This is a genomic window from Rhodococcus sp. IEGM1339 (genome assembly GCF_050321925.1).
Lineage (GTDB): Bacteria > Actinomycetota > Actinomycetes > Mycobacteriales > Mycobacteriaceae > Rhodococcus > Rhodococcus pyridinivorans.
This window is the reverse complement of sequence record NZ_JBNQFT010000021.1, coordinates 14,697-40,639: the sequence shown is the minus strand read 5'-3', so window position 1 is coordinate 40,639 and position 25,943 is coordinate 14,697. Positions and strand designations below refer to the sequence as shown.

General features: G+C 70.6%; 25 protein-coding genes. 18 read left to right on the top strand and 7 right to left on the bottom strand.

Annotated elements, in window-relative coordinates:
• Positions 1 to 19: 19 nt before the first annotated feature.
• The gene (locus ACQR3U_RS17900; RefSeq protein WP_230811089.1) at positions 20 to 925 is read left to right on the top strand and encodes an NAD(P)H-binding protein; all 906 of its coding nucleotides are present in this window, start codon (positions 20 to 22) and stop codon (positions 923 to 925) included.
• A gap of 137 nt (positions 926 to 1,062) precedes the next feature.
• Positions 1,063 to 1,806 (top strand): VIT1/CCC1 transporter family protein, encoded by a 744-nt coding sequence (locus ACQR3U_RS17895; protein WP_230811088.1) that lies wholly within the window; start codon positions 1,063 to 1,065, stop codon positions 1,804 to 1,806.
• Positions 1,807 to 1,878: 72 nt separating this feature from the next.
• On the opposite strand, the gene ACQR3U_RS17890 is transcribed toward ACQR3U_RS17895, so the two are convergent.
• Positions 1,879 to 2,085 carry a hypothetical protein gene (locus ACQR3U_RS17890; protein ID WP_006552774.1) on the bottom strand — a complete coding sequence of 69 codons (207 nt, stop codon included), beginning with the start codon at positions 2,083 to 2,085 and terminating at the stop codon, positions 1,879 to 1,881.
• 130 nt (positions 2,086 to 2,215) lie between these two features.
• On the opposite strand from ACQR3U_RS17890, the gene ACQR3U_RS17885 reads away from it, so the two are divergent.
• Positions 2,216 to 3,412, top strand: coding sequence for a Fic family protein (locus ACQR3U_RS17885; protein WP_039585960.1), 1,197 nt, complete (start codon positions 2,216 to 2,218; stop codon positions 3,410 to 3,412).
• A gap of 45 nt (positions 3,413 to 3,457) precedes the next feature.
• Here the strand turns inward: ACQR3U_RS17885 and ACQR3U_RS17880 are convergent, their stop codons facing one another.
• A complete protein-coding gene (locus ACQR3U_RS17880) occupies positions 3,458 to 3,694 on the bottom strand; it encodes a DUF2188 domain-containing protein (RefSeq protein ID WP_230811087.1) in 237 nt (78 codons plus the stop codon).
• 34 nt (positions 3,695 to 3,728) lie between these two features.
• Here ACQR3U_RS17880 and ACQR3U_RS17875 point away from each other — a divergent pair, with 34 nt between their 5' ends.
• Together ACQR3U_RS17875 and ACQR3U_RS17870 are read left to right on the top strand one after the other, a co-directional pair.
• On the top strand, positions 3,729 to 4,772 hold the full coding sequence (locus ACQR3U_RS17875; protein ID WP_230811086.1) for a tyrosine-type recombinase/integrase: 1,044 nt from the start codon (positions 3,729 to 3,731) through the stop codon (positions 4,770 to 4,772).
• 79 nt (positions 4,773 to 4,851) lie between these two features.
• Entirely contained in the window at positions 4,852 to 6,291 is a 1,440-nt protein-coding gene (locus ACQR3U_RS17870; RefSeq protein WP_230811085.1) for an NAD(P)/FAD-dependent oxidoreductase, read from the top strand.
• Between the two features lie 55 nt (positions 6,292 to 6,346).
• Here ACQR3U_RS17870 and ACQR3U_RS17865 read toward each other — a convergent pair whose 3' ends face one another.
• The 4 genes from ACQR3U_RS17865 to ACQR3U_RS17850 form a co-directional block, all read right to left on the bottom strand.
• Complete coding sequence (locus ACQR3U_RS17865; protein WP_006552769.1) at positions 6,347 to 6,796, bottom strand: PaaI family thioesterase; 450 nt, start codon at positions 6,794 to 6,796, stop codon at positions 6,347 to 6,349.
• 118 nt (positions 6,797 to 6,914) lie between these two features.
• Positions 6,915 to 7,400, bottom strand: a complete 486-nt coding sequence (locus tag ACQR3U_RS17860) for a hypothetical protein (protein ID WP_230811084.1) — start codon at positions 7,398 to 7,400, stop codon at positions 6,915 to 6,917.
• Complete coding sequence (locus tag ACQR3U_RS17855; RefSeq protein WP_230811083.1) at positions 7,397 to 7,795, bottom strand: hypothetical protein; 399 nt, start codon at positions 7,793 to 7,795, stop codon at positions 7,397 to 7,399. Before ACQR3U_RS17855 ends, ACQR3U_RS17860 begins: the two co-directional genes overlap by 4 nt.
• Positions 7,796 to 7,956: 161 nt before the next feature.
• Positions 7,957 to 8,673, bottom strand: coding sequence for a hypothetical protein (locus ACQR3U_RS17850; protein WP_006552766.1), 717 nt, complete (start codon positions 8,671 to 8,673; stop codon positions 7,957 to 7,959).
• Between the two features lie 196 nt (positions 8,674 to 8,869).
• Between ACQR3U_RS17850 and ACQR3U_RS17845 the strand changes: the two genes are divergently transcribed.
• From ACQR3U_RS17845 to ACQR3U_RS17815, 7 genes are all read left to right on the top strand, one after another.
• The gene (locus ACQR3U_RS17845) at positions 8,870 to 10,288 is read left to right on the top strand and encodes a FecCD family ABC transporter permease (RefSeq protein WP_230811082.1); all 1,419 of its coding nucleotides are present in this window, start codon (positions 8,870 to 8,872) and stop codon (positions 10,286 to 10,288) included.
• The gene (locus ACQR3U_RS17840; protein ID WP_230811081.1) at positions 10,285 to 11,421 is read left to right on the top strand and encodes a FecCD family ABC transporter permease; all 1,137 of its coding nucleotides are present in this window, start codon (positions 10,285 to 10,287) and stop codon (positions 11,419 to 11,421) included. The genes ACQR3U_RS17845 and ACQR3U_RS17840 overlap by 4 nt, the downstream gene beginning before the upstream one ends.
• Complete coding sequence (locus ACQR3U_RS17835; RefSeq protein ID WP_006552763.1) at positions 11,418 to 12,290, top strand: ABC transporter ATP-binding protein; 873 nt, start codon at positions 11,418 to 11,420, stop codon at positions 12,288 to 12,290. Before ACQR3U_RS17840 ends, ACQR3U_RS17835 begins: the two co-directional genes overlap by 4 nt.
• Before the next feature lie 78 nt (positions 12,291 to 12,368).
• Complete coding sequence (locus tag ACQR3U_RS17830; protein WP_230811080.1) at positions 12,369 to 12,779, top strand: BlaI/MecI/CopY family transcriptional regulator; 411 nt, start codon at positions 12,369 to 12,371, stop codon at positions 12,777 to 12,779.
• 13 nt (positions 12,780 to 12,792) lie between these two features.
• Positions 12,793 to 13,743 carry a M56 family metallopeptidase gene (locus tag ACQR3U_RS17825; protein WP_006552761.1) on the top strand — a complete coding sequence of 317 codons (951 nt, stop codon included), beginning with the start codon at positions 12,793 to 12,795 and terminating at the stop codon, positions 13,741 to 13,743.
• A 71-nt stretch (positions 13,744 to 13,814) separates the two neighbouring features.
• Complete coding sequence (gene gndA / locus ACQR3U_RS17820; protein ID WP_006552760.1) at positions 13,815 to 15,266, top strand: NADP-dependent phosphogluconate dehydrogenase; 1,452 nt, start codon at positions 13,815 to 13,817, stop codon at positions 15,264 to 15,266.
• 4 nt (positions 15,267 to 15,270) lie between these two features.
• The gene (locus ACQR3U_RS17815; protein ID WP_230811079.1) at positions 15,271 to 16,170 is read left to right on the top strand and encodes a DMT family transporter; all 900 of its coding nucleotides are present in this window, start codon (positions 15,271 to 15,273) and stop codon (positions 16,168 to 16,170) included.
• On the opposite strand, the gene ACQR3U_RS17810 is transcribed toward ACQR3U_RS17815, so the two are convergent.
• Positions 16,124 to 16,765, bottom strand: a complete 642-nt coding sequence (locus ACQR3U_RS17810; RefSeq protein ID WP_051121633.1) for a class I SAM-dependent methyltransferase — start codon at positions 16,763 to 16,765, stop codon at positions 16,124 to 16,126. The two genes, ACQR3U_RS17815 and ACQR3U_RS17810, sit on opposite strands and share 47 nt — an antisense overlap.
• Before the next feature lie 304 nt (positions 16,766 to 17,069).
• On the opposite strand from ACQR3U_RS17810, the gene ACQR3U_RS17805 reads away from it, so the two are divergent.
• From ACQR3U_RS17805 to ACQR3U_RS17780, 6 genes are all read left to right on the top strand, one after another.
• A complete protein-coding gene (locus ACQR3U_RS17805) occupies positions 17,070 to 18,473 on the top strand; it encodes a hemolysin family protein (protein ID WP_230811078.1) in 1,404 nt (467 codons plus the stop codon).
• Complete coding sequence (locus ACQR3U_RS17800) at positions 18,470 to 19,588, top strand: hemolysin family protein (protein WP_006552756.1); 1,119 nt, start codon at positions 18,470 to 18,472, stop codon at positions 19,586 to 19,588. The genes ACQR3U_RS17805 and ACQR3U_RS17800 overlap by 4 nt, the downstream gene beginning before the upstream one ends.
• On the top strand, positions 19,585 to 20,523 hold the full coding sequence (locus tag ACQR3U_RS17795) for a hypothetical protein (protein ID WP_006552755.1): 939 nt from the start codon (positions 19,585 to 19,587) through the stop codon (positions 20,521 to 20,523). Before ACQR3U_RS17800 ends, ACQR3U_RS17795 begins: the two co-directional genes overlap by 4 nt.
• Before the next feature lie 66 nt (positions 20,524 to 20,589).
• A complete protein-coding gene (locus ACQR3U_RS17790) occupies positions 20,590 to 22,773 on the top strand; it encodes a malate synthase G (RefSeq protein WP_006552754.1) in 2,184 nt (727 codons plus the stop codon).
• Between the two features lie 196 nt (positions 22,774 to 22,969).
• Positions 22,970 to 24,649 carry a substrate-binding domain-containing protein gene (locus tag ACQR3U_RS17785; protein ID WP_230811077.1) on the top strand — a complete coding sequence of 560 codons (1,680 nt, stop codon included), beginning with the start codon at positions 22,970 to 22,972 and terminating at the stop codon, positions 24,647 to 24,649.
• 1 nt (position 24,650) lies between these two features.
• The gene (locus tag ACQR3U_RS17780) at positions 24,651 to 25,808 is read left to right on the top strand and encodes a metallophosphoesterase (protein WP_230811076.1); all 1,158 of its coding nucleotides are present in this window, start codon (positions 24,651 to 24,653) and stop codon (positions 25,806 to 25,808) included.
• The last annotated feature ends 135 nt before the right edge of the window (positions 25,809 to 25,943 follow it).

The following is a 25,943-nucleotide window of genomic DNA, read 5'->3' as shown; positions in this document are numbered from 1 at the left end:
ACAAGGGACGGGACAGCGCATGAGAGCTCTCGTGATCGGTGCCTCCGGCTACGTCGGCAGCCGGGTCGTCCCCGCCTTCCTCGCTATCGGCTGCACCGTGCGCGCCGCCGCTCGGAACCCGACGGCCTTGCGACGCTTCTGGTGGCACGACCAGGTCGAGACCGCGCAGGTGGACGTCACCGCCGCGCACACTCTCCCACCGGCGCTCGACGATGTCGACGTCGTGGTCTATCTCGTGCACGGGATGCGCTCGGCGCACTTCCGGGACCTCGACCTGGCAGCGGCCCGCACCGTCCGGCACGCGGTCGATGCCTCTCCGGTGACGCGTGTCGTCTACGTCTCCGGGTTCGTCCCCGAGTGTGCGCCGGACGCGCTGTCCGAGCATCTGCTCTCGCGCTGGGAGGTCGAGCAGGAACTGTCCCGCTCCCGCCGCACGGTGATCACGCTGCGAGCCGGGATGGTGCTCGGCTCCGGGTCGACGAGCTTCGAGGTGCTCGGCCAACTCGCGGGGCGCCTACCCGTCACCGTGGTACCCGACTGGATGGACTCGCGGGTCGAGCCGATCGCGGTCGTCGACCTGGTCGCCGCAGTGCTCGGGGCGGCCGTCGCGGACACTCCCACGGACTCGTTCGATGTGGGCTGCGGACAGTCGCTGCATTATCCCGAGTTGCTCCGCCTCTACGGGCAGGTCACCGGCATGCCGCGCGCCCAGGTCACCGTCGCCGGATTGCCGGGCGCGGTGATCGGCCGGTTCGGCTCGTGGTTGACGGAGGTGCCGTCGGGAACCGTGGCGGCGTTGATGGAGAGCCTGCGGCACGACATGACGGCCCGCGATCGTCGGTGGACCGGCCGCCTGGCCCCGCTGCTCATCGGCCGTTGGGGATCGTGCAGGCGCTGCAGCGCGCAGTGCTGCCCGCCGATGTGAGTGTGCCGTGCGCGCAGCGGGACCCGATGGGCGCGCTGCCCGGGGATCCGGAGTGGGCGGTCGCCGCGGCGGAGGCGCGCCGATACTCCGCCGTGGGGATCCCCCCGCGCCGCCGTCCGTCGGTGTAGCTTCACGACATGCCCCGTCCGGATCCGGCGTCACCGAACGATTCCCGCAGGCGGCACGAGGACCGCGAACCGCACACCGCCGGGTTGGCGAACAGACTCAACTGGTTGCGGGCGGGTGTTCTCGGCGCGAACGACGGCATCGTCTCGACCGCGGGACTGGTCGTCGGTGTGGCGGCCGCGACGGCGAACGAGGCGGCGATCCTCACCGCCGGTGCGGCCGGGCTGGCCGCGGGGGCGGTGTCGATGGCGCTGGGCGAGTACGTGTCGGTGAGTACGCAACGCGACACCGAGCGCGCGGCGCTGTACACGGAAGGTCGTGAGCTCGCCGCCATGCCGGAGGCCGAACTCGACGAACTCGCCGCCCTGCTCGAGGGCAAGGGATTGTCGGCGGTCACGGCGCGTGCCGCGGCGGAGGAGTTGACGGCGCAGGATCCGCTGGCCGCGCATGCCGAGGTGGAGTTGGGGATCGATCCGACCGAACTGGCGAATCCGTGGGTGGCGGCGTTGTCGTCGGCCGTGTCGTTCACCCTGGGGGCGCTGGTGCCGCTGCTGATGGTGGTGTCGGTGCCCGACACGGTGCGGATCCCGGTGACGTTCGTGGCGGTGTTGTGTGCGCTGGCGGCGACGGGATCGATCAGTGCGTGGCTCGGCCGGGCCCGGCGGGGTCGGGCGGTGGTGCGGGTGGTGTTCGGTGGTGCGCTCGCGATGGTGGTGACCTACGGGGTCGGCCAGTTGTTCGACACCGTCGTGTAACGGGGCGCAAGCGCGGCGTCCCCGCTCCGCGGGCCGTGCCGGTCCGCGAGGCGGGGTGTACCGAGCGGTGCGTCAGTCGACCGGGCCGAGCGCGGGAGCGGTCACGAAGCTCAGCGCGTCGTTGCCGGCGAGATGGTTGTCGATGATGCGCTCGATGGCCTGCCGCCATTCCTCCCGCACCGTCCCGGCGTCGTCGCCGGCATCGAGTCTCTGCAGGATGTTGTGCTGCGCAACGTGATAGGCCATGGGCGTGTCGATGTCGAAGGTCGGTAATGCCATGGCCCAGCACCCTACGTCCGAACCACCTGTGGCCCAAACCTCCGGTTCCGGCCGTGCACAACGGCCGGATCCGAACCCACCCCCGATCCATACCATCGGATAATCGACTATCCGATGGTATGTTCCGGGGATGGCATCGGTTGACGTCGCGTCCGGCTGGCCCGCGGTCACCTACGAACAGCACCCGTGGGTGAGCAGCGATGCCTACGGCTCGCGGCGGGAGAAACGCCTGACCACCGGCCCCTACCGCGCCGCGGTCCCCCCGCTCATCGCCCACCGGCCCCTCCCGCTCGACGGCGAACTGCAGGCCCTCACCGAGGAAGCCGCGACGGAACTGACCCGCTTCGATGTCGAGGTCGGGCATATCACCGCCCCGTTCGCCTCCATCCTGCTGCGCACCGAGAGCGCGTCGAGTTCGGAGATCGAGAACCTCTCCAGCGGGGCGCGGCAGATCGCGCTCGCCGAACTCGGCGAACACGCCTCCCGCAACGCTCGCCTGATCGTCGGCAACGTGCGGGCGATGCGCGCGGCGCTCGAGCTGTCCGATGCGATCGACGCCGCCGCGATCCTGCGGATGCACCACGCGCTGCTCGAGTACGACGATCCGACCATCGCGGGACGGTGGCGCACCCAGCAGGTGTGGATCGGCGGGGGCAGCCTGGGCCCGCACACCGCGCAGTTCGTGCCCCCGCACCACGCGCGGGTGCCCGAGCTGATCGACGATCTGGTGGCCTTCGCCCACCGGGTGGATCTGCCGGTGGTCGCGCAGATCGCGGTCGCGCACGCGCAGTTCGAGACCATCCACCCGTTCCCGGACGGCAACGGCCGGGTGGGTCGCGCGCTGATCCAGGCGATGTTGCGCGGCGGGCAGCTCACCCGCAGTGTCGCCGTGCCGGTCTCGGCGGGCCTGTTGCACAACACCGGGGAGTACTTCGATGCGCTCGGCGCCTACCGCGCCGGGGACATCGGGCCGATCGTGCACTCGATCGTCGACGCGTCGTTCGCGGCGGTCGCCAACGGCCGCACGCTCGTCGCCGATCTCGAGGCGGTACGCGAGCTGTGGCGGTCCCGGGTGACGGCGCGGCGGGATTCGGCAGTGCACCGGCTCTCGGACGTACTGCTGCGCCAGCCGGTGATCGACAACCGGTCGGCCGCCGCGGCCTTGTCGGTGACCGGCGCCAACGCGCAGATCGCCATCGATCGGCTGGTGGACGCGGGGATCCTCACGCAGATCACCGAGGGGCGCCGCAATCGCATCTGGCAGGCCAAGGATGTGGTGCGGGTGCTCGACGAGTTCGCCGCGCGCGCCAAACGCCGCCGCGACTGACCTCCTCGGTATCGATCGCCCCGGCGACGGTCGGTTCGGGGTCGATCAGCCCGCGATGTCGCGCGGGTCGTGACCGTAGGTGTTGCGTTCGCCGATCGTCCCGTCGAGGTTGTGGACGAGGTGTTCGACCTTGCGGCGGCGCGCCTCGTCGCGGCCGGCGGGCAGGGGGTGTTCCTCTCCACGAACGGTCGGTTGTCCATCGCGTACCCGGCGCCGGTCTCCGCGAATCCGAACGCGGTCTCTGCTGTCCCGTCGGTCCCTGCTGTCACACTGGACTCGCACATCTGTACGAGCGGATCTTCACGGGAGGGGCATCGTGGCGGGCAGCGCGACCGAGCCGGGATTGTCGGACTGGATCGGGTCGTATCTGGAGACCTTGCAGACCGCGAAACGGTCTCCGCACACCATCAAGGCCTACCGGCTCGACCTGCACGCGGTGCGCGCGCATCTCGCCGCGACTGCCGCCGTGCCGGAGGACGCGTTGACGCTCGGGGACGTGACGGTACGCGGGCTGCGGTCGGCGTTCGCGGCGTTCGCCGCCGAGCGGCAGCCGGCGTCGGTGCGCCGCGCCTGGTCGGTGTGGAACAACTTCTGCAACTTCCTCGTCTCCGAAGGGGTGTCGGAAGGCAACCCGATGGCCTCGATCGCGCAGCCCAAGAAACCACAGCACACCCCGAAGGCATTCTCCCCCAACGCGATCAACCAACTCGTCGACACCGTCACCGTGGAGGCGCAACGCCCTGCGGAGTCGGCGCGGGACTGGCCGCAACGCGATCTCGCGCTCATCGCAACCCTGCTGCTCACCGGGATCCGCTCCGACGAGTTGATCCGGCTCGATGTGGGCAGCATCCTCGGTGGCTACCGGGCACCGGTGCTGCGGGTGCTCGGCAAAGGCGCGATCGAACGGGAGATCCCCCTCGAAGACAGTTGGACGGCGATCGTCACCGCCTATCTCGAGGAACGCTACGCCCGCTTCCCTGCCGCGCGGCGCCGCACCCGCGACCGCGACGAGTTGCCCGTGTGGGAGCGGCACGACCCGGCCGACCCGCTGTTCGTCGGCGCGGACGGCAAACGCATCACCCGCGGCACCCTGCAGTACCGGGTGCGGCGCATCTACCGCCGCGCGGGTATCGAGTCCGAACGCAAACGCGGTGCGCTCGCCCACGCGCTGCGGCACACCTTCGCGACGAGCCTGGCCGACAGCGGCGCAACGATGGTCGAGTTGCAGCAGCTGCTCGGGCACCGGTCGTTGCAGACCGTGCAGGTGTACACCTCGGCGACCAACGATGCGGTGCGGCACGCCGCCCGGCACAACCCCGTCTACGGGCTGCTCGGGTCGCTCGGCGACGGGCCGGGCTAGCTCGTCGGTTGCGCTGTGGGCGGGCGCAGCAACTGCAAGACTGGGGACAAGATCCATCCGGCAACGTGAAGGAGTATCCATGAGCGTCGAGCAGACCGAACCCCGCCGTCATCGTGTAGTCGTGATCGGATCCGGTTTCGGTGGGCTGTTCGGGACCCAGGCCCTGGCTCGTGCCGATGTGGACGTCACGCTCGTGGCGCGCACCACCCATCACTTGTTCCAGCCGTTGCTGTACCAGGTGGCCACGGGCATCCTGTCGGTCGGCGACATCGCCCCCGCGACCCGCATGGTGCTGCGCAAACAGAAGAACGCGCAGGTGCTGCTCGGGGACGTCGAGAGGATCGACCTGGAGAACCGGACGGTGACCTCCCGGTTCCTCGAGCGCTACACCACCACGCCCTTCGACAGTCTCATCGTCGCCGCCGGCGCCGGCCAGTCCTACTTCGGCAACGACCAGTTCGCCGAGTTCGCGCCGGGCATGAAGACCATCGACGACGCCCTCGAGCTGCGCGGCCGGATCCTCGGGGCGTTCGAGCAGGCCGAACTGTCCCACGATCCCGACGAACGCGCCCGGTTGCTGACCTTCGTGGTGGTCGGTGCCGGCCCGACCGGGGTGGAGCTGGCCGGGCAGATCGCCGAGCTCTCACGCCGCACCCTCAAGGGCACCTTCCGCAACATCGATCCGACCGAGGCGCGGGTGGTGCTGCTCGACGGCGCCTCCGATGTGTTGCCGGTCTACGGCGGCAAACTCAGCCGCAAGGCCCGTAACACCCTCGAGCGGCTCGGGGTGGAGATCCAGCTCGGCGCGATGGTCACCGATGTCGGCGCCGACGGTCTCGTCGTCAAGGAGAAGGACGGTTCGCAGCGGCGCATCGAGTCGCAGTGCAAGGTGTGGTCGGCGGGCGTGTCGGCCAGTCCGCTCGGCAAGCAGCTCGCCGAGCAGTCCGGGGCGCAGGTCGACCGGGCGGGGCGGGTGGAGGTGCTGCCGGATCTGACATTGCCGGGGCATCCGAACGTGTTCGTCATCGGCGACATGATGTCGCTGAACAAGCTGCCCGGTCTGGCGCAGGTGGCGATGCAGGGCGGCAAGTACGCGGCCCGGCAGATCATCGCCTCCCTCGACGGCGCCGACCCGACCCATCGGGAACCGTTCAAGTATTTCGACAAGGGCAGCATGGCGACCATCTCGCGGTTCAGTGCGGTCGCGAAGGTCGGCAAACTCGAGATCAGCGGGTTCCTCGGCTGGGTGGCGTGGTTGTTCATCCACCTGCTGTATCTGGTGGGGTTCTCGTCGAAGCTGTCGACGCTGTTGTCGTGGGCGCAGGCGTTCTTCTCCACCGGCCGCAACGAGATGGCCGCGACCGAGCAGCAGGTGTTCGCGCGGATCGCGCTCGAGCGCATGCGCGCGGACGAACCCGACGGCGACTCGCAGAACGGCGAGAGCGCGACGAAGGACGGGGACCGCTCCGCACAGGCGCCGGCCGGGCAGGGCCGCGGCGGGACGCAGGCTGCGGGCTGACCGTCGGCGCTCCGGCCGGGCGCGGTGTCCCGGCCGGAGCCGCCCGGCTACAGGGTCAGTGCCCGATGCGGTCCGCGTTCGTGATGTTCGCCAGGCGCACCTGTCCCTGCGCGACGAGACGGTCCTGCTCGTCGACGATCTCCACCCGCCACACCTGCTGGGTGCGGCCGCGGTGGACCGGGGTGCCGGTCGCGGTGAGGACCCCTTCGCGGGTGGCGCGGAGGAAGTCGGTGTTGTTGTTGACCCCGACGACGTTGCCCTTGTCCCCCAACCAGTTGGCGCCCGCGACGCTGGCGACGGTCTCGATCACCGCGCAGTACACCCCGCCGTGCACGATGCCGTAGGGCTGGTGCTGCGTGGGGGTGATCGTCCACCGGGCTCGCGCGAGATCGGGGCCGAGTTCGACGAACTCGAGGCCGAGGGCAGTGTTGAAGCCGGTGTCGTTGACGGCGTTGATCGCCTGCACGTCGTGCTGGGCCGGGGCGGAGGTGGACTGGTCGCTCATACGGGCTTCCCTTGTTCGTGCGTGGTCTCGACCGGCCGCCGGGACAGGTGGCCGTCGAACGATGGTAGGACATGGCGGTTTTCGGCCGGCCCACCTCCGACCGTGGCAAGCGGGGTGGTCACTGCAGGGGCACCAGCAGCGCGTAGGCGACGATCGAGTAGCCGTCGGGGATCGGCCCGAACCGGTGCACGGTCCGCGGGCCCCCGTACTCGACGCCGTACCAACCCGCGTCCGGGGTCGGAATCCTCCTGGTTCGTTGGATCACCGGATGCCGTTCGGCGACCCGGGCGCGCCCGTGCGGGCGGGTGCGGTACAGCATCCACAGATAGCGGTCCCACACCAGATGCCCCGTGAGCACGACGTCGCCGAGGGTGTCGAGCTGCGGTGGCAGCACGGTGGTGAAGCCGTGACCGAGATGGGCGAGCAGCTCGACCCGATCGTCGACGGTGACCTGCTCGACCCGGGCGGGCACGTGCCGCGCGAGTTCGCGGATGCAGTCGCTCGCGCCCGGTGTGATCCAGGAGGTGGTCGGTTCACACACCTGGCCGGGAGCAGGCGGGTCGGGCCACGGTTCGAGGTCTTCGATCATCCACAGGGTGGTCATCTCTCGGTGCTTCCCAGGACACGGTCGAGAAGATGCTCGACGAGGTCGAGCGGCGTCCGTGAGGTCGAGTATCCCTGCAGCATGCCCTGCGCCAGTCCCCCCGCTGCCATGACGACGAGATCGGCGCCCGCTTCCGGATCACCGGCGTCCTCGCCGGTGCGTGTCCGCCGGAGTTGGTCGGCGACGATGGTCGCCAGGGCGCGCGGGGCCGCGAAGGTGTCCTCGGCGGTGATGCCCCCGCCGGTGATCGCGGACCATCCGAACGCGCCGAGCACCTGGGTCTCCTCGCGTCGTTGCTCGTCGAGGGGCAGCAGTTCCGTCAGGACCGCGCGGATCGCCTCACGGGGGGGTGGCGTCGGGGCCGAGTTCGCTCCGGCGTCGTGTGAAGCGGGCACCGGCGTCGTCCATGACCGAATTGCCGTGCACGCCGGGCGCGGGGTGCTCCGGACACACGACGGCGGGCCCCACATGGATGTGAGGCCCGCCGCGGGAAGGGACCGGGAGTCACTGCAGCCCTCAGGACTCCGCTGCGGTCCGGCAGTCGGAACGGATTCGATTATAGGGAAGGCTGCCCTAATCCGGCAAGGCCTCGGACGGGATAGCCGGCGGCGACGAAGGCGTCGAGCAATGCCTGACCGCGGCGCGCGGCGGTACGGCGGGAGGCACCACCGAGCACGGGTAGCTGGGCGGCGCCGGTGACGACGGTGCGCCCGACGATCGCCCAGAAGCGGTTCCGGTCGAGCGGGACGAGGGACCGCAGCGCGAGATGGACGGCATCGAGAGCGGTCGCGGCGCGGTGCGCGGTCCACACCGCCATCGCCTGCTCGCACGGCAGCACCACCACGTCGCGTTCCCCGACGGCGCGGTCCTCGGGCAGCACCCGCAGGGTGTCGTCGGCGAGACCGGCCCAGTCGATGCAGCCGTCGCTGTCCTGGTGCAGCCACAGATTGTCCAGACCCGGATCCCAGACGCGGCCCTCGAGGGCGTAGGGGGCGAGGACGCGGCCGACCACGGCGTGGATGAGGGCGCCGGCGACCTGCTCGACGGCGATGCGCGGGTCCTCGGTGTCGAGCAGGGCACGGTCGTAGAGCGCCTCGATGCGCTGCTGGCGTTCACCGCCGCCGAGGAACCACCAGCGGCGGCGGGGTTCTTCGTCGATACAGGCCACCGCATACACGCGCGGGGCTCCCGCAGCGAGTGCGCGCAGCCGAGCGCGCGTGTCCTCGAACGGGCGGACGGGTGCCGCCGTGGGCGGCAGCAGCAGCGTCGTCATCCGACACCTCCTGATCGACGGTGAATCTTGATTAGGTAAGCCTAACCATTGCATCCGGGGGTGGTGTGCGCAACCCCATCCCCTACTCCCGTCGGCACATAGGATTCCGTAACCTAACTCCGAAGGCCTTCGCGTTCCCCACGATCCGCGACGACCCGAACCGCACCACCGCCTTCCCGAGGAGCACCCCGCGCCCGTGACCGTCACCCCCCACGCCCCACCGGACGCCGACCCGACCGCCCCGCCCCGCCCGGGACGCCGGATCGCCGCCGTCCTGTGCGACCTCGCGCTCCTCGCCATCCCCCTGCTCATCGGCGCCCTCGTCGTCGACACCCTCGCCGACGCCAACGGCGGCGGCCAGACCGACCGCATCGTCTTCGGCGGCGCCGCCCTGGCCGCCGCCGCCGGACTGCTGTGGTGGAACCACGGCTACCGCGCCGGCCGCACCGGCCAAAGTCTGGGCCTGCAGTGGACCGGGCTCGTGCTGCGCGACCGCGCCACCACCGGACCGGCCGGCACCCGCAGTGCCCTGCTGCGCCGCGGCACCGAGATCGTCACCGAACGCCACGCCCGCCACGACGAGTTCACCCCGCGCCCCACCGACGGCAACGTCGCCGCCCTGCGCCGCCGGCGCCTGCTCGGCCTGGCCGCGCTGCTCGTACTGCTGGTGCTCGGCGCGCTCGCCAGCATCGCCGTCGGCGCCCGCCCGATGACCTTCGCGGAGGTCTTCCACGCCCTCGTCGTCAACGACGGCTCCGAAACCGACGTGATCGTGCATTCGCTGCGCATCCCCCGCACCCTGCTCGCGCTGCTGGTCGGCACCGCGCTCGGCGTCGCCGGCGCACTGATCCAGGGGCACACCCGCAACCCGCTCGCCGACGCCGGTCTGCTCGGCATCAACGCCGGCGCCGCCTTCCTGGTGGTGCTGTCGATCTACCTGTTCGGGCTCTCCACCCCGGCGCAGTATCTGTGGTTCGCCTTCGCCGGGTCCGCGCTCGCCAGCATCGTGGTGTTCGGATTCGCGTCCATCGGCAACGGCGGCTCGAGTCCGCTCAGTCTCGCGTTGGCGGGCGCGGCGGTGGCGTTCTTCCTGCAGGCGATGATCCAGACCATCGTGCTGCTCGACCAGACCAGCCTCGACGGCTACCGCTTCTGGGTGGTCGGCTCCGTCGCCGGCCGCGGCATGGACGTCTTCTGGCAGGTGTTGCCGTTCATCGTCGTCGGACTGCTCATCGCGCTCGCCTCCACCCCGGCCCTGAACCTGCTCAGCCTCGGCGAGGACGTCGCCCGCTCGCTCGGCACCAACGTCGTCACCACCCGGGTGATCGGCATCGCCGCAATCACCGTGCTCACCGGCGCCGCCACCGCCGCCTGCGGACCCATCGCCTTCGTCGGATTGATCGTCCCGCACATCGCCCGCGCGGTCACCGGCCCCGACTACCGCTGGCTCGTGCCCTATGCCGGGCTGCTCGGCGGGGCACTGCTCGTCCTCGCCGACGTCGTCGGCCGCATCGTGGTGCGCCCCGGCGAACTGCAGGTCGGCATCGTGCTCGCCCTCATCGGCGCCCCCTTCTTCATCGCCCTCGTCCGTCGCCGGAAGCTGGTGGCCTTGTGAACGACACCCCCACCCCGTCCCTCGACACGAACGAGCCGACGACGGACAAGCGCCGCTCACCCGCGCACGTCTCCACCCGCGTCCCGGGCCGGCCCGCCTTCCGGCTCGGCTCCGTCTCCGTCGTCTGGCGCGCCCGCATGGTCATCGTGTGCGCGCTGATCGTCGTCGCCACCGCGGTGCTGCTGTCGATCTCCCTCGGCCGCGGCGACTACCCGCTCAGCCCCCTACAGGTCGTCGAGGTGCTCCTCGGCGGCGGGGAACGCCTCGACCGGTTCATCGTCTTCGACCTGCGCCTCCCGCGCGGGATCGCCGCCGTGGTCGTCGGCGCCGCCCTCGCCGTCTCCGGCGCCATCACTCAATCGGTGTCCCGCAACGCCCTGGCCAGCCCCGACATCCTCGGCATCACCGCCGGCGCCTCCGCTGCCGCCGTGGCCCTGATCGTCGTCACCAGCGGCGGTTCCATCGTCGGACTGCTCGCCACCCTCGGATTGCCGATGTCGGCGCTGCTCGGCGCGCTGCTCACCGCCACGGTCATCTATCTGCTGGCCTGGCGACGCGGCGCCGACGGCTTCCGGCTCGTGCTCATCGGCATCGGCATCAACGCCATGCTCATCGCCCTGACCCAGTGGATGCTCGTCTCCGCCGACATCAACGACGTCAGCCGCGCCCAGGTGTGGCTGACCGGCTCGCTCAACGGTGTCTCCTGGAGTCAGGTGGTGCCCGCCGCGATCGCGCTGCTGCTCGTCGGCGGCTGGGCCGCGACCGCCTCCTTCACCGTCGGGGCGCTGCGCCTCGGCGACGACACCGCCCGCTCCCTCGGCGTGAAGCTGCAGACCCAGCAGGCGCTGCTGCTCGTCGCGGCGTGCGCGCTCGCCGCCGTCGCCACCGCCGCCGCCGGCCCCATCGGCTTCGTCGCCCTCGCCGCCCCGCAGATCGCCCTGCGCCTCGTCGGCTCGGCGGGCAGCCCGATCATCGCCTCCGCCCTGACCGGGGCGCTGTTCGTCGTCGCCGCCGACCTCATCGCCCGCACCATCCTGCCGGTGCCGCTGCCCGTCGGCCTGGTCACCTCCGCACTCGGCGGCCCCTTCCTGCTGTACCTGCTGGTGCGTTCCAACCGAAAGGTCTCCCGATGACCGACACCCATCTGCCTGCCGTCCCGGCCCCCGGCCCGATCGAGCATGCGGCGCCGCGACTGGTCGCCGAGCACATCAGCCTCGGCTACGGCGAACGGCTCATCGTCGACGACCTGGACCTGTCCATCCCCACCGGGGTCGTCACCACCGTCATCGGCCCTAACGGCTGCGGCAAATCCACCCTGCTGCGCGCGCTGAGCCGGCTGCTCAAGCCCCGCACCGGCACCGTGCTGCTCGACGGGCACGACATCACCACCATGCGCACCCGCGAGGTCGCCCGGGTGCTCGGCATGCTGCCGCAGGCCCCCGTCGCGCCCGAAGGGCTCACCGTCGCCGATCTGGTCTCCCGCGGCCGGCACCCGCACCAGTCGTGGTTCCGGCAGTGGTCCTCCGACGACGAGGACGAGGTCGCCATCGCCCTCGAACGTACCGGCATCGCCGACCTCGCCGACCGGCCCATCGACGAACTGTCCGGCGGGCAACGGCAACGCGCCTGGATCTCCATGGCGCTCGCACAGGGCACCGACATCCTGCTGCTCGACGAACCGACCACCTATCTCGACCTGGCGCACTCGGTGGAGGTCCTCGACCTCGTCGACCGGCTGCACAGCGAACTCGGTCGCACCGTGGTGATGGTGCTGCACGACCTGAACCTCGCCGTGCGCTACAGCGACCACCTCGTGGTGATGAAAGACGGCCGCGTCGTCGCCTCCGGGGTGCCCTCGGAGGTGATCTCCGTGGAACTGCTGCGCGAGGTATTCGACCTCGACGCCTCGGTCATCGACGATCCGGTGTCCGACCGGCCGCTGATCGTGCCCATCGGCACCCGCCACGTCTACGGCGCCGCCGGAGGTCCCCACCGGAGGTGACGATGGTCCCACCGCAGGTCAGAACCTACGACTGGGGGTAGTACGCACATTCGTCGGAGAAATCCGTAGAATCGACCCATGGCAGCACTCGGCGAACTCGAACGCGCAGTGATGGACCACCTGTGGTCCACCCCCGAACCACAGACCGTCCGGCAGGTCCACGAAGCCCTCTCGGCTCGACGCAACCTCGCGTACACCACCGTCATGACGGTCCTGCAGCGCCTCGCCAAGAAGAACCTCGTCATCCAGCAACGCGACGACCGCGCCCACCGCTACCTGCCGGTGCACGGCCGCGACGAACTCGTCGCCAGCCTCATGGTCGACGCCCTCGACCAGGCCGACGAGACCGCCGGCCGCGCCGCCGCCCTCGTCCACTTCGTCGGCTTCGTCGGCGCCGACGAAGCCGCAGCCCTGCGCGCGGCGCTGGCGAAACTCGAAGCGCAACACGGCGACGACAGCACCGGCCACGACACCGAGCGGGCCGGCTGACACACTCGATGTCATGAACGCGACCACGGCGCTGTTCTTCGGAACCACAGCGCTTCTCCTCGCCGGTCCGGTGCCGGGGCTGCTCGCCCGCGCCACCTGGCCGCACCGCAACCCCCGGGCCGCCCTCGTGCTGTGGCAGTCCGTGGCCCTGGCGGCGGTGCTCTCCGCGTTCTCCTGCGGCCTGGCCATCGCCGCCCGCCTCCTCGCACCCGGCGCCGACGGCCGACCCACCACCGGGCCCCTCGAAGAGATCGACGCCCTCGGTCTGCCCCTGTGGCTGACCTACGTCATCGTCTTCGCCCTGACCGTGTTCATCGGTGCCCGCCTGACCTTCTCCATGCTGCGCGTCGCGGTACGCACCCGCCGCCGCCGCTCCCGCCACCGCATGCTCGTCGACCTGCTCGACCGCCGCGAGAGCGGCGCCGCCGTCCGCCACCACCCGCACGTGCGGATCCTCGACACCGCCGACCCCATCGCCTACTGCCTGCCCGGGCTGCGGCACCGGGTGGTGCTCAGCGAAGGCACCCTCGACAACCTCGGCGACGACGAACTACGCGCGATCCTGCGCCACGAACACTCCCACCTGCGCGCCCGCCACGACCTCATCCTCGAGGCGTTCACCGCCGTCTACGAAGCGTTCCCCCGCGTCGTGCGCTCCGGCTCGGCGCTCGGCTCGGTCAAACTGCTCGTCGAGCTGCTCGCCGACGACTCCGCCGTCCGCAAGACCGGCCCCGCACCGCTGGCCCGCGCCCTCGTCGCCTGCGCCGGCGCCCACACGCCCACCGGTGCCCTCGCCGTCGGCGGACCGAGCACCGTGCTACGCGTGCAGCGCCTCACCGGACCGGGGCCCAACCTCGGCATTTCCGCCGCCGCCTACACCGCCGCCGCCGCCATCCTCGTCGTACCCACCATCGCCGTGGCGGTGCCCTGGCTCACCGAACTGTCCCTGCTGCTCGGCCTCTGAGCCGCGACACGCCGCACCGTTCGGCCCGCCCCGATTTCGATCGGCCCCCGTTTCGGGGGAAGCTGTAGACCATGACCGTCGAACGCACCGAAACACCGCAGGCCCAGATCGGCGTGACCGGACTGGCCGTGATGGGCTCGAACATCGCCCGCAACTTCGCCCGCCACGGCTACACCGTCGCCCTCCACAACCGCAGCATCGCCAAGACCGACGCGCTGCTCGCCGAGCACGGCAGCGACGGCACCTTCGTCCGCACCGAAACCATCGACGAATTCGTCGCCGCCCTCGAAAAGCCGCGCCGCGTCCTGATCATGGTCAAGGCAGGCGACGCCACCGACGCGGTCATCAACGAGCTCGCCGACGCGATGGAACCCGGCGACATCATCATCGACGGCGGCAACGCCCTCTACACCGACACCATCCGCCGCGAAGCCGCCCTGCGCGCCCGCGGCCTGCACTTCGTCGGCGCCGGCATCTCCGGCGGCGAGGAAGGCGCCCTCAACGGCCCGTCCATCATGCCCGGCGGCCCCGCCGAATCGTACGAGGCGCTCGGCCCGCTGCTCGAAACCATCGCGGCCCAGGTCGACGGCACCCCCTGCTGCACCCACATCGGCCCCGACGGCGCCGGCCACTTCGTGAAGATGGTGCACAACGGCATCGAATACGCCGACATGCAGCTCATCGGCGAGGCCTACCACCTGCTGCGCGACGCCCTCGGCTACGACGCCGGGCAGATCGCCGACGTCTTCGCCGACTGGAACACCGGCACCCTCGAGTCCTACCTCATCGAGATCACCGCCGAGGTGCTGCGCCAGACCGACGCCGCCACCGGCAAACCCCTCGTCGACGTCATCGTCGACGCCGCCGAACAGAAGGGTACCGGCCGCTGGACCGTCAAGGCCGCCCTCGACCTCGGCGTCCCCGTCACCGGCATCGCCGAAGCCGTCTTCGCCCGCGCCCTGTCCGGCTCCCGCGACCAGCGCGCCGCCGCCCGCGGCCTTGCCGCCGGCAACCTCGGCGCCGCCCCCACCGACGCCGCGCAGTTCACCGAGGACATCCGCGCCGCCCTGTACGCGTCGAAGATCGTCGCCTACGCGCAGGGCTTCGACCAGATCGCCGCCGGCAGCGCCGAATACGGCTGGAACGTCGACCGCGCCGCGCTCGCAACGATCTGGCGCGGCGGCTGCATCATCCGCGCCCAGTTCCTCAACCGCATCAAAGAGGCCTACGACGCCGACCCGGCCCTGCCCAGCCTGATCCTCGCACCGTACTTCCGCGACGCCATCGAGATCGGCATCGACAGCTGGCGGCGCGTCGTGGTCACCGCCACCCAACTCGGCATCCCCGTCCCGGCCTTCGCGTCGTCGCTGTCCTACTACGACGGGCTGCGCGCCGACCGGCTGCCCGCCGCCCTCACCCAGGGCCAGCGCGACTTCTTCGGTGCCCACACCTACGAGCGCACCGACAAGCCCGGCAAGTTCCACACCCTGTGGAGCGGGGACCGCTCCGAAGTGCAGGCCTGACCCGATGACGGGCACGGCAGTCGCCGTCCTGTGCGCACTCGCCGCCGCCGCGCTCATCGCGGTCGGCAGTGTCGCGCAACAGACCTCGGCCGCTGCCGTGCCCGACACCGACTCCTTCGTCGGCTCGCTGCTGCGCAGCCCCCGCTGGTGGGCGGGCATCCTCGGCGACGGCGGCAGCTACGTACTGCAGGTCATCGCGCTCGTCTTCGGATCGGTGCTGCTCGTCCAGCCCCTGCTCGTCGCGTCACTGCTGTTCGCGTTGCCGCTCGCCGCCGCCACCACCGGCCGCCGCGTCACCCGCACCACCTGGCTACTCGCCGGCGCACTGTGCGCGGCGCTGGCGATCTTCCTGCTCGTCGGCAACCCCAGCGAAGGCACCGGAGATGCCGCCGCCGCCCGCTGGGCGCTGCCGCTCGGAACGGTGCTCGCCGTCACCGCCGCCGCAGTCGTCGTCGCCCTGCTCTCCCCGCGACGGCGGGCACTGTCGTTCGGGATCGCCGCCGGCGTCCTCTACGGCGTGACCAGCGCGTTCACCAAACACGTCACCGACCTCGCCGAACACGGCATCCCGCAACTGCTCGGCTCATGGCAGACCCGGACACTCGTCGCCGCCGGCGCCACCGCGATCTACCTGCAGCAACGCGCCTTCCAGGCCGGATCGCTCACCGCATCGCTGCCCGCCCTGACCGTCGGCGAACCGATCGCCGCGATCGTGCTCGGCATGACTGTGCTCGGCGAACACCTGCGCACCGACGGCCCCGGACGGATCCTCGTCAGCGCCGCCGTCGTCGTGATGCTCGTGACCACCGTGGCGCTCTCCCGCGCCCAGGCCGCCGACACCCCCGCCGACGCCGCGGCTACGCCCGCCCCAGCACCGCCACCAGAAACTCCGCGTCATCGCTGAACGGCCGCAGATCCCAGGTCGACAACCGCACCTGCACCGCCAGACCCGCCTGCTGCGCATCGGCGAAGAACTCCTCGAACGGATACTCACGGCCCGCCCCGAAACCGATCACCCCCCGGCCCTGCGGCGCCAGATGCGCCGCGAAATTGCGCAGCACCGCCACCCGGGTCGACGGCGCCACGAAGGTCATCACATTCCCCGCGCACACGATCACATCGAAATCGGCGTCGACACCGCGGGCCGGCAGATCCAGCTCGGCCAGATCCCCCACCAGCCACCTCGGCCCCGGATGATCCTCCTCCGCCGCCGCGATCAGCACCGGATCGACATCCACCCCGACCACACTGTGCCCGGCCCGATGCAGATAACCGCCGAGCCGGCCCGGCCCGCACCCTGCGTCGAGAATCCGCGCCCCACGCGGCACCATCGCATCGATCAACCGGGCCTCCCCGACAGTGTCCTGCCCCCGGGCGACCATCGCACGGAACCGTTCGACGTACCACGACGAATGCGCCGGATTCTCCGCCACGATCTCCTCCCACCGGCTCGGCACCCGCTCGCCGCCACCGTGTTCCGGACCCTCGCCGCCGCTCATCCACGCTCCTTCGTTCCACCGGGACACCTGCTCGATCCCCACCGTAGGCGCCGCGCCGTCACCGGCACCGCAACACACGGCAACCACCCTCAGTAGAATCGGTACCCGTCGAAACCACTTCCGGCAAGCAGACACCGTCCGCGACCGGACCCGACGAGAGGACACCGGTGCCCGCGGCACCCACAGCCACCCCACCGCCCGACACCTCCTCCCCCTGCACGGAGTGCGACTCCGGGCCGGAAGGATCCTCTATCGGGCCGGGGCACCACCCCGGCCACCGCCCCGCCCGGCAGGACCGCCTCTGATGTCCGTCCTGCTCGATATCGTCGCACTCCTCGGCTTCGTGGCGCTCACCGCAGGCACCGCCCTGTTCGTCGCCGCCGAGTTCTCCCTGACCGCCCTCGAACGCAGCGCCGTCGACGCGCACGCCCACAACGGCGACCGGCGCGCCCGGCAGGTCCAGCACGCGCACCGCACCCTGTCGTTCCAGCTGTCCGGCGCCCAGCTCGGCATCACCATCACCACACTGATCACCGGCTATCTCGCCGAACCGATCCTCGCGCAGTTCTTCACCCCGCTGTTCGACGCGATCGGATTGAGCACCTCCGTCGCCTCGACCGCCTCGCTGGTCCTCGCGCTGCTCATCGCCACGTCCTTCTCCATGGTCTTCGGCGAACTGGTCCCCAAGAACATCGCCATCGCCCGGCCCATGGGCACCGCCCGCGCCACCGCCGGTCTCCAACTGGCGTTCTCCCTGCTGTTCCGCTGGGCGATCCTCGGACTCAACGGCGCCGCCAACCACATCGTGCGGCGCTTCGGCATCGAACCGGCCGAGGAACTGCGCTCGGCGCGTTCCCCGCAGGAGCTCGGTTCGCTGGTGCGCGCCTCGGCCCGCAGCGGCACCCTCGACGAGCACACCGCCCGCCTGGTCTACCGATCCCTGCAGTTCGGGGACCGCACCGCCGAGGACCTCATGACCCCGCGCAGCACCGTCGAGAGCCTCGACCGCAACGCCACCGTCCTCGACCTCATCGAACTGTCCGCCCGCACCGGCTACTCCCGCTTCCCGATCGTCGACGGCGACCTCGACGCCCCGCTCGGCGTCGTGCATGTCAAGCACGCGTTCACCGTGCCCGGCCCGGCGCGCGGCACCACCGCCGTCGGCGCCCTCGCCCGCCTCGTGCCCACCGTGCCGACCAGCCTCGACGGCGACACCGTCATGGAACGGGTGCGCTCGGACGGCATGCAGGTCGCGCTCGTCGTCGACGAATACGGCGGCACCGCCGGACTGATCACCATGGAGGACCTCGTCGAGGAGATCGTCGGCGACGTCCGCGACGAACACGACGAGACCGAACTCGACGCCCACCGCGACGGAGAGGGCTGGTCGTGCACGGGTCTGCTGCGCACCGACGAGCTCGCCCAGCTCACCGGCTACCGCGCCCCCGACGGCGACTACGAGACCCTCGCCGGGCTGATCCTCACCGAACTCGGCCGCATCCCCGAGGTCGACGACGAGATCCAGCTGCCGCTGCGCCGCGGCGAACGCGACCTCACCTGGTACGCGCGCATCCTCGAGATGGACGGGCACCGCATCGACCGGGTGCTGCTCGTGCCCGGCGCCGCCCCCGACCCCGAGAACCCCGACGGCGACAACGGTGACAGGGACGACGCCCCGGCCGCCGACGAGGGGGGTGCGCAGCGATGAGCGACTGGTTCGGAATCGTCCTCGCCGTTCTGCTGCTCGCCGGCAACGCCTTCTTCGTCGGCGCCGAGTTCTCCCTCATCACCGTCCGCCGCGACCGGCTCGAGACGCTGCTCGCCCAGGGCAAGACCCGGGCCCGCACCGTCATCCACGCCGGCGAACACCTCTCGCTCATGCTCGCCGGTTCCCAGCTCGGCATCACGATCTGCTCGATCCTGCTCGGCCGCGTCGCCGAACCGGCCATCGCGCACCTGATCGAGGTGCCGCTGCATGCGGCCGGGGTGCCCGACGCGCTGCTGCACCCCATCGCGTTCACCATCGGGCTCACGATCGTGGTGGTACTGCACATCCTGCTCGGCGAGATGGTGCCGAAGAACATCGCCATCGCCGGCCCGGAACGCGCCGCGATGCTGCTCGTCCCGATCCACCTGCTGTTCATGCGACCCGCCCGGCCGGTCATCGCCTTCTACAACCTGTGCGCCAACGCCACCCTGCGCGCGGCGCGCATCGACCCGAAGGACGAACTCGACACCTCCGTCTCCGCCGTGGAGCTCACGGAGATGATCGGCGAATCCCGCTCCGAGGGGCTGCTCGACGAGGAGGAACACAAGCGCCTCACCCGCGCCCTGGCCACCGGCAACCGCACCGTCGCCGACGTGATGATCCCGCTCGCTCGGGTACGCACCGTCCCGCACACCGGCGCGGGCCCGACCCTCGGCGACGTCGAGCACGCGGTCACCACCACCGGCTTCTCCCGGTATCCCACCCGCCGTCCGGACGGCACGATCACCGGCTATGTGCACATCAAGGACGTGCTCGATCTGGTGCGGGAACAGTCCACCGGTCCCGAGACCGTCATCCCTGCCGCGGTGATCCGGGAGCTGCCGACCATCGGGATCGGCGACGGTCTCGACGAGGCGCTCGCCGCGCTGCGCCGCAGCAACGCGCATCTGGCCGGGGTGACCGACACCACCGGAGCACTGCGGGGCATCGTCGCGCTCGAGGACCTCGTGGAAGAGTTCGTCGGAACGGTCCGCGACGCCACCCACCGGGTCGCGGATCCGCTGGGCAACCGCCCCCGCACCACCGCACCCCGATCGACCGAACGAGAACCATGACCCGCTCCCTGTCCGTGACCGACCGCCCGGCGATCCTCACCGAGAACGAGTGGACCGCGCGGCGCGACGCCCATCACGCCGCCGTGGACGAGCTGCTCGCCGGGCATCTCGAACGACGCGCCGCCGGCCGCACCCATCCCGTGCACGACTTCCTGTTCACCTACTACAGCCTGCGGCCGAGTCAGCTGCGGCGCTGGCATCCCGGCTACGGCACCGTGCTGCTCGGCGCGGCCGCGGTGCGCGGCTACCGCGACCATCCCGGCTACGAACGGGCCACCGTCGACGGGCAGCCGGGGGTGCGGGTGAGCCGGGAGGTGCTCGACCGACGCGCCGACACCGTCGACTTCGTCGCGGGGCTGCTCACCGCGACCTCCTCCCGGCCGCCGCAGCTCGGCTGCTTCGGATTGCACGAATGGGCGATGGTGTACCGGGCGGGAGCCGACGGGGTGCGGCACTCGTCGGTGCCGTTGCGGCTCGGCCATACCGGAACCGACACAGTGGTGGAATCAATGCAGCTCCGATGTACCCATTACGATGCGTTCCGGTTCTTCACCCCCGACGCCGTCCCACGCAACGCCACCGAACTGACCCGCGACCAGCAGGTACGCACCGAGCAACCCGGCTGTCTGCACGCCGGCATGGATCTGTACAAGTGGGCGTACAAGCTGCTGCCCCTGACGGATTCGGAGCTGACGGTGCGGTGCCTGCGACACGCGTCCGCAGCCCGTGAATTGGACATGCGGGCGAGCCCGTATGATCTCGAGGACTACGGCTACTCGCCCATCAGGATCGAGACTGCCGCAGGACGCGCACAGTACGTCCGCGAGCAGTCGGCGCTCACCCGTCGCGCCGCAGCTCTGAGAGAAGAGCTGGTGAATCGATGTACCGTCCTGCAGACGCACAGAACCACTGCGTCCGTTACTACCGGCGGGTAACATAATCGACGATTCCGTGTGGCCGGGACGTTTCCGGCCGCACAGCAACCGGAAAGAGTGAGGGTGATGACAGAACGCGTGCAGGTCGGCGGACTCCAGATCGCGCAGGTTCTCTACGACTTCATCAACAACGAGGCCATCCCCGGCAGCGGGGTCGACGCGGACACCTTCTGGGCGGGTACCGACAAGATCGTCCACGACCTCGCCCCCAAGAACCGGGCACTGCTCGCCAAGCGTGACGACCTCCAGGCCAAGATCGACGGCTGGCACCGCGACCGCGCCGGACAGCCCCACGACCCCGTCGCCTACAAGGCCTTCCTCGAAGAGATCGGCTACCTCGTCCCCACCCCCGAACCGTTCACCATCGGCACCGAGAACGTCGACACCGAGATCGCCGAGACCGCCGGTCCGCAGCTCGTCGTGCCCGTCCTCAACGCCCGCTTCGCGCTCAACGCTTCCAACGCGCGGTGGGGATCGCTCTACGACGCGCTCTACGGCACCGACGTCATCCCCGAAGAGGGCGGCGCCGAGAAGGGCACCGGCTACAACAAGGTCCGCGGCGACAAGGTCATCGCCTGGGCCCGCGACTTCCTCGACAAGGCCGCACCCCTCGCGCAAGGCTCGCACGCCGACTCCACCGGCTACAGCATCGACGGCACCGAACTGAAAGTCACCCTCGAGGGCGGCACCGTCACCGGACTCGCCCAGCCCGACAAGCTCGTCGGCTACCTCGGCGACAAGGCCACCCCCTCCTCGGTGCTGCTGCGCAACCACGGTCTGCACATCGAGATCCAGATCGACCCCGAATCCCCCATCGGCAGCACCGACGCCGCCGGCGTCAAGGACGTCGTCCTCGAATCCGCCGTCACCACCATCATGGACTTCGAGGACTCCGTCGCCGCCGTCGACGCCGACGACAAGGTCGTCGGCTACCGCAACTGGCTCGGCCTCAACCGCGGCGACCTGTCCGAGTCCTTCGACAAGGGCGGCAAGACCCTCACCCGTAAGCTGAACCCGAACCGCGTCTACACCGCCCTCGACGGCAGCGACCTCGAACTGCACGGCCGCTCCCTGCTGTTCGTCCGCAACGTCGGGCACCTCATGACCAACCCCGCCATCCTCGACCGCGACGGCAACGAGGTCCCCGAAGGCATCCTCGACGCGCTCATCACCAGCCTGTGCGCCATCCACGGTCTGCACATCGACGAGGACCACGGCCCGCTCGCCAACAGCCGCACCGGCTCGATCTACATCGTCAAGCCCAAGCAGCACGGCCCCGAGGAATCCGCCTTCACCACCGAACTGTTCGGCCGCGTCGAAGAGGTCCTCTCCCTGCCCACCAACACCCTCAAGGTCGGCATCATGGACGAGGAGCGACGCACCACCGTCAATCTCGCCGCCTGCATCAAGGCCGCCTCCGACCGCGTGGTGTTCATCAACACCGGCTTCCTCGACCGCACCGGCGACGAGATCCACACCTCCATGGAGGCCGGACCCGTCGTCCGCAAGGCCGCCATGAAGCAGCAGCGCTGGATCGCCGCCTACGAGGACTGGAACGTCGACACCGGCCTCGCCTGCGGCCTGCAGGGCAAGGCCCAGATCGGCAAGGGCATGTGGGCCATGACCGACCTCATGCGCGACATGGTCGAGCAGAAGATCGGCCAGCCCAAGGCCGGCGCCAACACCGCCTGGGTGCCCTCACCCACCGGAGCCACCCTGCACGCCACCCACTACCACGAGGTCGACGTCTTCGCGGTCCAGAACGAGCTCCAGGGCAAGAGCCGCGCCACCGTGGACGACATCCTCACCATTCCCCTCGCCGAGAACCCCAACTGGTCCGCCGAGGAGAAGCGCGAAGAACTCGACAACAACTGCCAGTCCATCCTCGGCTACGTCGTGCGCTGGATCGACCAGGGCGTCGGCTGCTCCAAGGTCCCCGACATCCACGACGTCGCGCTCATGGAGGACCGCGCCACCCTGCGCATCTCCAGCCAGCTCCTCGCCAACTGGATCCGCCACGACGTCGTCACCGCCGACGACGTCGTCGCCTCCCTCGAGCGCATGGCCCCCGTCGTCGACCGGCAGAACGAAGGCGACCCCGGCTACCGGCCGCTCGCCCCGAACTTCGACGACAGCATCGCCTTCCAGGCCGCCAAGGAACTCATCCTCGAAGGCACCACGCAGCCCAGCGGCTACACCGAGCCGATCCTGCACCGCCGTCGCCGCGAGTACAAGGCCAAGTACGCCTGACCCGCACACCGACACCACAGGGCCCCGATCCACACGGATCGGGGCCCTGCCCGTCCCCGCACCGCGCGGCGGAGCCGGATCACATCCCGCCCCTCACTAGACTCGACCATCGGATCGACGAACGAAACGAGGCGGACACGACGTGAGCGGGCGACATCGCGGTAGCGGACGACGAGGAATCAGCACCAGCGTCATCGTGGTCACCCTAGGCGTAGTACTCTCCCTGCTCGCGGTCCTCGGCTGGTTCCGCCTCCGCGACAACATCGACAACCAGGCCACCGCCGCCGCCGAAACCTGCGTCGAAGGCGACACCGTCCTGCACATCGCCGCCGACCCCCTCATCGCCCCCGCCCTCACCGAACTCGCCGAACAATGGACCGACGGCGGCGTCCGCGTCATCCGCGACCACTGCGTCACCGCCGAGATCACCGCCGTCGACAGCCTCGCCGCCGCCGACACCCTCGGCACCGACGCCTGGGATCCGACGCTCGGCCCCGAACCCGCCCTGTGGGTACCCCTCGACACCCGTATGAGCGCCCGCGCCGCCGACGCCATCGACGGCACCCCCCGATCCCTCGCCACCTCCCCGGTCGTGCTCGCCGTCCCCACCGACCTCGGCCGCGCCCTCACCACCGCCACCGTCCGCTGGCAGGACCTGCCCCGACTCCAGAACGACCCCGCCGCCATGCGCGAGAGCGGACTCGACATCTGGGGCACCCTCGGCCTCGCCCTGCCCACCGGCACCCAGACCCACGCCACCACCCTCGCCCTCGAAGCCGTCACCGCCGCCACCACCGGCATCGGCGCCGGACCGGTCACCCTCGAACAGGCCGCCACCCCCGCCGCCATCACCGCCGTGAGCACCCTCGCCCTCGGCGCCGACACCCTCGGCGCTGTCGGTACCACCGCCGACACCCTCGCGGCGCTCGGCACCCACCCCGACACCGCGGCCCCGATCCACGCCGTGCCGGTCATCGAACAGCAACTGCACCGCGCCCTCACAGATGGACAGGTCCGCGGCCTCACCGGCCACCTGCCGATCGGCGTCGCGCCCGTCGTCGACTTCCCCACGGCCGTCGTCGACGCCCCCTGGGTCGACGAGACGCTCGCCCGCGCCGCCGCGGAGTTCACCGACTACGCGCGGCGCCCCGAGCAGGCCGGAATCCTCACCGCCCACGGTTTCCGCACCGCCGACGCCGTCCCCGAACCCGCCGGGGAACTTCCGCTGCCCCGCGTCGACACCGTCCTCGCCCCCGCCGACCCCACCGTCGACGACGTCCTCGTCGCACTGCGTCTCGCCCCGGTGTCCCCGCGCAAGGTCACGATGGTCGTCGACACCTCCACCTCCATGGGCACCCCCGCCGGCGACGGCACCCGCCTCACCGCGACCGCAGGCGCCGTACGCGAGGCCATGCGTCGCGCGTCCATCAACTCGGTGATGGGCATGTACGTCTTCGCCGACACCCCCGAGGGACACCGCGTCGCCGTCATCCGCGACGGGCTCACCGCAGCCAAGCGCGCGGCGATGTCCTCGATCCTCGACGACATCGATCTCGTCGACCGCGAACCCGTCTACGCCACTCTCACCGCCGCCTACCGCGACGCCGTCGACAACTACGACCCGGGCCGACCGAACTCCGTGCTCGTCGTCGTCGACAGCGACGACCCCGACGAAGCAGCCGCCCGCGACCTGCGCGCCGCGATCGATGAACTCTCGTCCCCCGACACCCCCGTGCGGATCGACGTCGTCGTCCTCGGCGACCGAGCCGACCTCGTCCTCGAACAGGCCGCGGAAGCCACCGACGGCAGCCTCACCGTCGTCGACACCACCGACCCCGCCGATCTCACCGACCTCCTCCGAAAGCTGACGTCCTGACGTGCTCCGACTTCTCGTCGTGGGGGTCTTCCTTGCCCTCCTCACCTACCTGCTGCATCGACGACTCGTCCGGGCACCCGGCCTGCCGCGACCTGCCGCACTCGCCGCCGATCTCGTCCTCGTCGTCCTGTTCGTGCTCACGCTCGGCGCCTCCGAGGTGGGCACGGTGCTCGATCCTGCCTGGGCCCGCCCCATCGGGTTCCTCGGCTGGAGTTGGTTGGCGGTGGTGCTGTACCTGATGCTCGGGCTCCTGCTCATCGGAGTCGCGTTGTTCGTCGCCCGCCTCGCCCGACGCGGGCAACCCCGGCCGATCACCGAGGACGGCACCGTCGAGACCCCGCGACGGGGGCTGCGTATCGCGACCGCCGTGCTCGTCGTGGCCGCGGTCGCCGCCGTCGGATACGGCACGATCGAGGCCGACCGGCCGCAGATCGTCACTGTGCCCGTCGCCCTGCAGGACCTGCCTGCCGGCTTCGACGGTGCCCGCATCGCGCTCGTCACCGACCTGCACGTCGGACCCTCCCGCGGAGCCGACTTCGTGCAAGGTGTCGTCGACCTCGTCGCCGAGGAGCAACCCGACCTGATCGTGCTCGGCGGCGACCTCGCCGACGGCACCGTCGAACTCGTCGGCTCCGATCTCGAACCGCTCCGGCAACTGCAGGCCCCGCTCGGGGTGTACGGCGTCAGCGGCAACCACGAGTACTACTCCGACGACGCCGAATCGTGGCTGAACCACTGGGAGACGCTCGGTGTACGCACCCTGCGGAACGACCATGTCGTCCTCGAGCGGGACGGCGACGTCGTCGCGCTCGCCGGCGTCCACGACTACACCGCCCCCGAACCGCACCACCCCGACATGCCCGCCGCCCTCGCCGGCATCGCGGACGGTACCCCGGTGATCCTCGCCGCCCACCAGCCGCGGCACGTCGACGAGGCACGCGAGCTCGGAGTCGACCTGCAACTGTCCGGGCACACCCACGGCGGACAGATGTGGCCGCTGCGGCCGTTCGTCTCCCTGGCCAACCCGACCGTCACCGGACTCGACCGCTTCGGCGACACGCAGATCTACACGTCCCAGGGCACCGGCGCGTGGGGACCGCCAGTGCGGGTCGGCACTCCACCGGAGATCTCCGTCCTCGAGCTGACCGCCGCGAACTGACGGTCTTGTCTTAATGGCTCGGTGAGTTTCGTTGTAGGCAGGGAGACAGTTCTGGATTTTTATGATTTCCGTATCGTTCGGATTTATCCTATCGATGACGATGGCCGACGGACGTGTCCGTCGGCCATCCCCGGC

Coding starts and splice junctions, on each gene's coding strand:
- ACQR3U_RS17900 (WP_230811089.1), top strand. CDS start 20: ATGAGAGCTCTCGTGATCGGTGCCTCCGGCTACGTCGGCAGCCGGGTC.
- ACQR3U_RS17895 (WP_230811088.1), top strand. CDS start 1,063: ATGCCCCGTCCGGATCCGGCGTCACCGAACGATTCCCGCAGGCGGCAC.
- ACQR3U_RS17890 (WP_006552774.1), bottom strand. CDS start 2,085: ATGGCATTACCGACCTTCGACATCGACACGCCCATGGCCTATCACGTT.
- ACQR3U_RS17885 (WP_039585960.1), top strand. CDS start 2,216: ATGGCATCGGTTGACGTCGCGTCCGGCTGGCCCGCGGTCACCTACGAA.
- ACQR3U_RS17870 (WP_230811085.1), top strand. CDS start 4,852: ATGAGCGTCGAGCAGACCGAACCCCGCCGTCATCGTGTAGTCGTGATC.
- ACQR3U_RS17865 (WP_006552769.1), bottom strand. CDS start 6,796: ATGAGCGACCAGTCCACCTCCGCCCCGGCCCAGCACGACGTGCAGGCG.
- ACQR3U_RS17860 (WP_230811084.1), bottom strand. CDS start 7,400: ATGACCACCCTGTGGATGATCGAAGACCTCGAACCGTGGCCCGACCCG.
- ACQR3U_RS17850 (WP_006552766.1), bottom strand. CDS start 8,673: ATGACGACGCTGCTGCTGCCGCCCACGGCGGCACCCGTCCGCCCGTTC.
- ACQR3U_RS17835 (WP_006552763.1), top strand. CDS start 11,418: ATGACCGACACCCATCTGCCTGCCGTCCCGGCCCCCGGCCCGATCGAG.
- ACQR3U_RS17830 (WP_230811080.1), top strand. CDS start 12,369: ATGGCAGCACTCGGCGAACTCGAACGCGCAGTGATGGACCACCTGTGG.
- ACQR3U_RS17825 (WP_006552761.1), top strand. CDS start 12,793: ATGAACGCGACCACGGCGCTGTTCTTCGGAACCACAGCGCTTCTCCTC.
- gndA (WP_006552760.1), top strand. CDS start 13,815: ATGACCGTCGAACGCACCGAAACACCGCAGGCCCAGATCGGCGTGACC.
- ACQR3U_RS17815 (WP_230811079.1), top strand. CDS start 15,271: ATGACGGGCACGGCAGTCGCCGTCCTGTGCGCACTCGCCGCCGCCGCG.
- ACQR3U_RS17810 (WP_051121633.1), bottom strand. CDS start 16,765: ATGAGCGGCGGCGAGGGTCCGGAACACGGTGGCGGCGAGCGGGTGCCG.
- ACQR3U_RS17805 (WP_230811078.1), top strand. CDS start 17,070: ATGTCCGTCCTGCTCGATATCGTCGCACTCCTCGGCTTCGTGGCGCTC.
- ACQR3U_RS17800 (WP_006552756.1), top strand. CDS start 18,470: ATGAGCGACTGGTTCGGAATCGTCCTCGCCGTTCTGCTGCTCGCCGGC.
- ACQR3U_RS17795 (WP_006552755.1), top strand. CDS start 19,585: ATGACCCGCTCCCTGTCCGTGACCGACCGCCCGGCGATCCTCACCGAG.
- ACQR3U_RS17790 (WP_006552754.1), top strand. CDS start 20,590: ATGACAGAACGCGTGCAGGTCGGCGGACTCCAGATCGCGCAGGTTCTC.